At 41.1% G+C, this 491-nt stretch carries 1 protein-coding gene; it reads left to right on the forward strand.

Annotation, left to right across the window (positions count from 1 at the left end):
* Positions 1 to 323: tyrosine-type recombinase/integrase (locus FG384_RS19620; protein ID WP_142644357.1), on the forward strand; the 323-nt coding region annotated here is incomplete at its 5' end.
* Positions 324 to 491: the final 168 nt, after the last annotated feature.

Here is a 491-nt window from a genome sequence, read left to right on the forward strand (position 1 = left end):
CACGTTGTGACATATGGCTTAAACGCTATATGGAAAGCCGTAATGACCATTATTCAGCCATCTTTGTAACAGCAAGGCAACCACATAAAATGAGTGTCGCCCAAATGCGATACATCATCAAGCGGATTTCCAATCGTGCGGAAATTAATAAAGAGATTCATCCACATCAATTGAGACACAGTTACGCAACTCATTTGATGAATAATGGAGCTCCTATTGAAGTCATACAAAGTCTTATGGGGCATGAGAAGAGTGAAACCAGCAAGATCTATGCTCAGTTAAGTGGAAGGTTAAGGAAAGAGTATTATCAGAAGTACTTTTAAATACAAAAAGAGCAAAGTCTATATAGACGTTGCTCTACTTGACTAGTCGAGTAGAAGAGAACCTCTCTACCTTGCGGTAGATTGTGTTACTCCCCCCTCACAGAACCGTGCTTGCGCTATTTACGCACACGGCTCCTCCAAGTCACCATTCACAAAATGTAGCCTAAT

Source organism: Psychrobacillus vulpis (genome assembly GCF_006861825.1).
Classification (GTDB): domain Bacteria; phylum Bacillota; class Bacilli; order Bacillales_A; family Planococcaceae; genus Psychrobacillus; species Psychrobacillus vulpis.